2 protein-coding genes are annotated in these 6,162 nt (G+C 67.1%); both read right to left on the minus strand.

What is annotated here, in order from left to right; translation table 11 throughout:
• Positions 1-3,256, minus strand: a 3,256-nt coding sequence (locus ELR45_RS16595) for an SdrD B-like domain-containing protein (RefSeq protein WP_165367838.1), incomplete at its 3' end; no start/stop codon positions are given.
• A 457-nt stretch (positions 3,257-3,713) separates the two neighbouring features.
• A partial coding sequence (locus ELR45_RS16600) for a helix-turn-helix transcriptional regulator (RefSeq protein ID WP_240759798.1) occupies positions 3,714-6,162 on the minus strand: 2,449 nt, incomplete at its 5' end.

Raw genomic sequence — 6,162 nt, forward strand, 5'->3', positions numbered from 1 at the left:
CGTCCGGATCGTAGTCCGGGTTCTCCTCCGGCTCCACCACCACCGCGTCGACCGTGACCTCGTCACCGTGCGTGGCGGCGTCCTCATCCGCGCCGTCGAGCGTCAGCTCTCCGGTGCAGTAGAACGTCGTCCCCGGCTCCCACGGGCCGTTCCAGCTGGTCCCCGAGCTCGGGGCATCTGGATCGACGGCGGAGAAGTCACACGTGAGGTTCTCCACGTCGGAGCCGTACAGCGTCTCGTCGGAGATCTCGATCTGCGACAGCCAGGTCTTACCGGTGTTGGTCACAGCCAGCGTGACCGGTTGCGGCCCGGTCGAGGAGCCGTCCTCGGTCGGGTAGGCGACAGCCTCGTCCTCGCTGTTGGCGTCCCGCTCAGGCTCGCTGGTCAGCGGCTTGTTCGGGATGCCGTCGTCGTCCGTCTCCAGCGAGTAGTCGCCCCGGTCGTCGTACTTGATGACCTGAACGTCGCCGGTGAAGGAGTGGTAGTCGTCCCGGTCCTCCACCGGATCGCCGGTGCCCAGCACCTCGGCCGACACCTCGGCTGCGTCCGCGTGCGGAGCATCCGTGCCGTCCATGGTGAGCGTGGCCGTGCAGTCGAACGACACGCCCACGTCCCACGTGGCCGGCGGGTCACCGAACGACGGCTCCCAGCGGACCTCCCACATGCCCTCGGCATCGTCGAAGGTTCCGTCGGTCGCAGCGTCCTCACCGGGGAACGTGCACTGCAGCTCCTCGATGGTTCCGCCGGTGATCGTCCGGTCGGTCACCACGACGTTGGTCAGCTTCCGGCCGCCGTTGTTGGCCACCTCGAACTGCAACTCGCGGGTCTCGCCCGGCTCGTAACCGGTGGCGTCATCCGGAGTGCTCGCCTCGTACTCCTCGTCACCCTTGATGATCTCCACCGACGGCTTCGAGAACCCGAAGTCGGTGGTGTGATCGTTCTGGCCCCAGTCCCCGGTAGTGACCGGCGCCTCGGCGAAGTTGTCTTCGTTCGGTTCGCCGTTGGAGTCGTTGACCTCGGGGCCGGCCGCGTTGTCCTGACCCGTCAGGTGCGGGGTCGGACCGTAGCCGTCGAGAACTCCGCCTTCCTCGAAGTCAGCGGGGTTGTCCACCGCGACCACATACGACGTGTCCGGCTCCAGCTCGTGGTCGATCGAGTCGAAGTAGTACTCGCCTTTCTCATTCGTCACGACGGTGGCGACCACGTTGCCGTCCTCGTCGTACAGGTTGACGGTCACGCCGACGATGGGTTCCTCCCCCGGGTCCTGGACGCCGTCACCGTCGTCGTCGAACCAGAGGTAGTTGCCGATCTGCAGCGGGGCGTCCTCAGACATCACCGAGATGTCCATGAGGCCGTGACCCTTGAAGAACGCAGAGCTCTCCGGTTGCTGAAGAACTGCCTCACGCGGGTTGTGGCCAGCCGGATCTGTTTCCCTTTGCCCAGTCTCGTGGCTCAACCAGACCAGACCCTGCGTGCTGGAAGGTCCAAGACCGCCGCCAAAGACGCTGTGCACGTTCGTCACCAGCCACTCCCGACCGGGAATGGAGAGTAGCGCTCCCTGCGTCGATTCGGGGTGACCAATCCCTGTGTGGTGAGCCGGGTAATCCGGATCGGCAGTGATAAAGCCGTCGCCGCTATACCACTCGTTGAGCGGAACGTTCGCTTGCTGTGGTGCCTGGTTTGGTGGAGGTTCACACCCGGCACCGCCCTCCCAGACGTAGGCGCCATCGACCAGGCACGCCCGGTTGACGTCGCCCGCACGTGGTGCTCCGTTGTAGAGGGCGCCGCCGTTCCCGCCGTCCCACCGCGGAGCCTGGTGCGGCATCTGAATGGCCGCACGGTCGGCGAAGCCAAAGATCATGTCCCCGTTCGACGCGAAGTCGATGTCCGACAGGATCGGCTGTGGGTGTGTCATCATCGCACTGCCGGGGGCGTCAGGGTTGACCCAGTCCACGAGCCAGTGGGATGGGTCGTCGGTCCACGGCTGCCAGTACGTGGGCGGGCAGGGAACGCCCCCATCACAGAACTGCGCGCCGCCGCTGACGCTTCCTCGCTCATCGTCGAGCGTCTCCGAGACCACCAGTTCGGCAGCACCGAAGTCCAGGTCCTCCTCGTCAACCTCCCACACGTACGCGCTGGGAGACGCGGACGGCCGACCAGCACCATCCGGCTGTCCGGCATTCCTCTGCTGCGAGTCCACACCTCCGACGTAGAGCTTGCCGTCCTTGACCGCAAGACCCCACGGCCGCCAGTCGTCCTCTGGGACGCCATTGGGCGCCTGGATCAACACGGTCTCCGTGATGTCACCCGTGGCGGGATCGATGACGACGAGTTCCTTCGTGTTGAGGTTCACCGCATACAGAGCGGAGCCGTCTTCGGACAGATCCAGGTCACCCAAGGCCTGCTTGCCGGCATTGAGGGCGACGTCCGGGTCGTGGTTCCACGCCGGGTCACCAGGTCCGGCGGCGTGGTCAGCGTCCCCAGCGTTCGGAACCACCGTCAACAGCTCGACGTTGCCCGAGCCGTCCATCTTGTAGATCCCGCCGGTGCCGCCGCCAGCGTCCGGAAACTTCACGCCACGACGTAGCACGGCCGAGGCATAGGCCTCGTCCGGGTTCTTCGCCGCGATCCCCCAGATCGCACCCGTCTGGCCCTGCTTCGAGTCGACATTCGCGCCGGGCGCGTTGGGAATGAACGTGCCCTGGGCACTGTCGTAGCCGAACCCGAAGATGGAGTCCTCATTCGAGGTGTCGGTCGGCTGGCCCTCCCAGATGTACGAGTGGTTCTTCCCGGAGACCATGCGCGGATCGTCGCCGGTGTAGTCGAAGGGGTTCCACACACCCATGACGACTTCGGCGTCGGCGCCGTCGCTCACGTCCACGAAGTCGACGTGACTGGAGAGCGCGTTGGCCCCGGTGGCGTCCGGGTCGACGATGGCCGGGTAGAGGTAGTCGAGCTCCTCTGGGATCGACGCCTCCACCCGGTACTGCCCACCCGTGAGGTCGGCGCTGGCCGGGAACGTCGCCACACCATTGGCGTCGGTCTCCCCGGGGACTATGTTGCCCTCGGCGTCGACCAGCTCGACCGTGATGCCTTCGACGCCCGGCTCGTTCACCTCCTCGCCGCCGAACGTCGCATCCCACAGGCCGTTGGCGTTGTAATCGCGGACGACGCGCACGGTCACGGTGCCGTCCGACTCATCCGCCTGGGCCGTACTCATCGACAGGGCGGGCACGACGAGCGTCGACAGAAGCACTGCCGCCGACACCGCCGCCGACACCGCGGTTCGACAACCACCCGGAGGTCTCCCGCGCGGAGCGCCGGATCCCCTCCTCATTGGCCTAGTCACGTTCCTGGTCTCCTTACACATTGGAAAATGCCTGTACTGCTGACTCCCGGCCTCGGCCGGAACACCCCCCAAAGCCCACCGGAAACACCCAGCTGACCAGCGCATATACGCCAATACAGCCGAACCGGATGCAATCCGGCGGCTACTGGCACTGAGTGAAGAAGGAGACGACCTCGCACGAGGGAGAAGGTGTGATGTGTGTCACATATCGCGTGGTCGGGAACTCATCTCGAACGATGAGGCAGACGCCGACAATGCCCGCCAGAGAAGCGGCGAGCGTGACAACCCACGACGTCAAGAACGACGTTCTAGGGCGGCGCGACCCTGGCTGGCCGCCGTCGCCCCGAGAAGTAGCGGCCCGCCGCTAATCCGCCGGCACCTCGCCGGACGGAGCATCAGCTGCCGCGACAACGCTGGCAAGCTGCGCGCGGGAACGGACGGCCAGCTTGCGATAGATCCGTCCGAGGTGAGCCTCGATCGTCCGGACGGACACGTGGAGCTTCTCGGCGATCTCCCGGTTACGTTCTCCACCGGCGACGAGGCTCGCCACACGCAGCTCGGCCTCAGTAAGCTGCGCGATCTCCCGACCTCGTGTTGCGTCATCGCCGACCGCGGTCCCTCCTGACCCGAGCACAGCCTCGGCGCTCGCGGCCAGGGCGCTCGCCCCGCACTCGTTCGCCCGGACGATCGCCCGGCGCAGCCATTCAGCCGCCTCGATACGCCGCCCGAGCTGTCGCAACCGCTCCCCGTAGCAGAGCTGCGTCCGCGTCAGCTCGACCGGAGACACCTTATCCGCGCAGGTCTCCATAGCCACCTCGAACAGCTTCAGCGACTCCTCGTCTTCGGCCACTAGAGCACGGCATCGGGCCAGGGTGTGCTTGGCCCACGAGCCCGGAACCCGCGCCACGCGGGTCTCGAACACCGCGAGGACCGAACGTGCCCGCTCGAGCTCGCCGCGTCGCACGCACACCTCGATGAAGTCAGGCTCCACCGCAAGGATCGACGGGTCGTCGTACTCGAGGGCGTAGCCGTGCGCCCGCTCCAGGGCCGACATCGCCTCATCGAGCCGGTTGAGATGCAGGTACAGCGCCCCGGCCTCGGACTGCAGCAGCGCGGATGACCACCAGTCTCCGAGCCTGTGCGCCAGCCTCCGTCCCCAGTCCCGGCATTCGAGCGCGGCGGTGCTGTCGCCGGTCAAGGCGTGCGCCCTGATCATGTAGAGCATGACCTTCCCCCGGTGGGGCCACGTCTCGCCGAGCATGCGCTGCCAGCCGGCAGCAGCCTCCGCGGCTGCCGTCAGCCTGCCCGCTCGTATCTCCAGCACGGCGGTGACCGAGTACGCGTACCCGGCAAGCAACGGCGAGTCACCGAAGCGGCGCTGATCGGTGATCACCCGCAGCAGTTGGCGAGCCTCGTCGAACCTCTCCAGACGGGTCAGCACCATGGCGTGGCGCGTACAACGGTCCGCGTCCGCCAGGACATCGGATGCTCGGGAATCCGCCTCGATCAACTCCACTGCTCGTTCACGGTCACCGGCGAGCGCCGCCACCCACGCCGCGATCCGACGGAACTTGCCCAGCGTCGCCTCCGACAGGTGCGGCAGCACACTCTCGACGCGTGCGAGATACGCCCGTGCGGGCGCCAGCTCGATCCGGTCCGCGAAGCCCGTCGCCGCCACAAGCCAGAACTTGGCGGCCCGGTCGGGGTCTGCCTCGGCGAACTGGGCCGCTTGGCCGTCGACGAGGTCCGTCGGCGGCTGCCCATCGGCCACGAGCCGGGCACGAGCCTCCAGTAACGCCAGCTCAGCGTTCTGCTCGACCGACGCGTCCACTCGCAGACGCTCCAGCGCGATCTGGACCGCCTCACTGCAACGGCCCGCGAAGACGGCGAGCTCCCCCGCGAGCAGGAGGCGTTGGAAACGCTCATCGGTGGTCGACGTCAGCCGCACGGCCTCCCTGGCATAGGCGACCGAGCGGTCCGGCTCACCTCGATCCAGTATCTCGACAGCGGCACGCTGCAGCTGTCCCGCCAGACCGTCGTCGGGCTCGAGCTGGGCCTGAGCATGATGCCAGAGCGCTCCATCCGGATCATGCCCTTCGTAAGCCTGTGCCAAGAGGCGATGGGCGCGGATGCGGTCAGCGAGTGCGGCCGCACGCCAGACGACCGAGTCGACGGCGGGCGTCCGCAGCTTGTACGTCCCGCCCGACACGTCCACGTGGCCTTGCAGGAGCCACTCCACAACGTCTTCGCTCTCCGCGGCGAGCGCCGTCAGCATCGGCCCGATCTTGCGATCTTCGCTGATCACTGCCACGAGGAGGGCGAACCGTTGGCCGCGGCTCAGACCATCGAAATCAGGCAGCAACAGGTCCTTGAGGACCGGAGAGGCAGGCAGGTACCGGTCGAGCGACGACTGGCCGCGGCGCTGCGCGGGCCGGAGCTGCTTAGCGACGTCCAACAACACGTACGGATTGCCGCCCACGCGCAGGCCGAGCGTCTCGGCGACGCTACCGGCCATGTCCTCGTAGGTCGCCTGAAGGAGATCGACGACGTCGCCGGCCCCGAGCTCGCCCAGCCGCAGTACCCCCAGTCCATCCAGGACCGGTATCGGATGGACTGACGAGTCACCGGCGAACAGCAGCGCGATCGGAAACGGCCGCACGCGTCGAGCGACAAACCCCAGCACTTCCTGGGACTGCAGATCGAGGAGGTGCGCGTCGTCGATCGCCAGCAGCACCGGCGACTCGACCACCCCCATCACGGACTGCAGGTGCATGGCGACGTCGTACGGCCGGGAATCGTCGTCCACCTTCTCC

The organism is Phytoactinopolyspora endophytica, from assembly GCF_004138495.1.
Lineage (GTDB): Bacteria > Actinomycetota > Actinomycetes > Jiangellales > Jiangellaceae > Phytoactinopolyspora > Phytoactinopolyspora endophytica.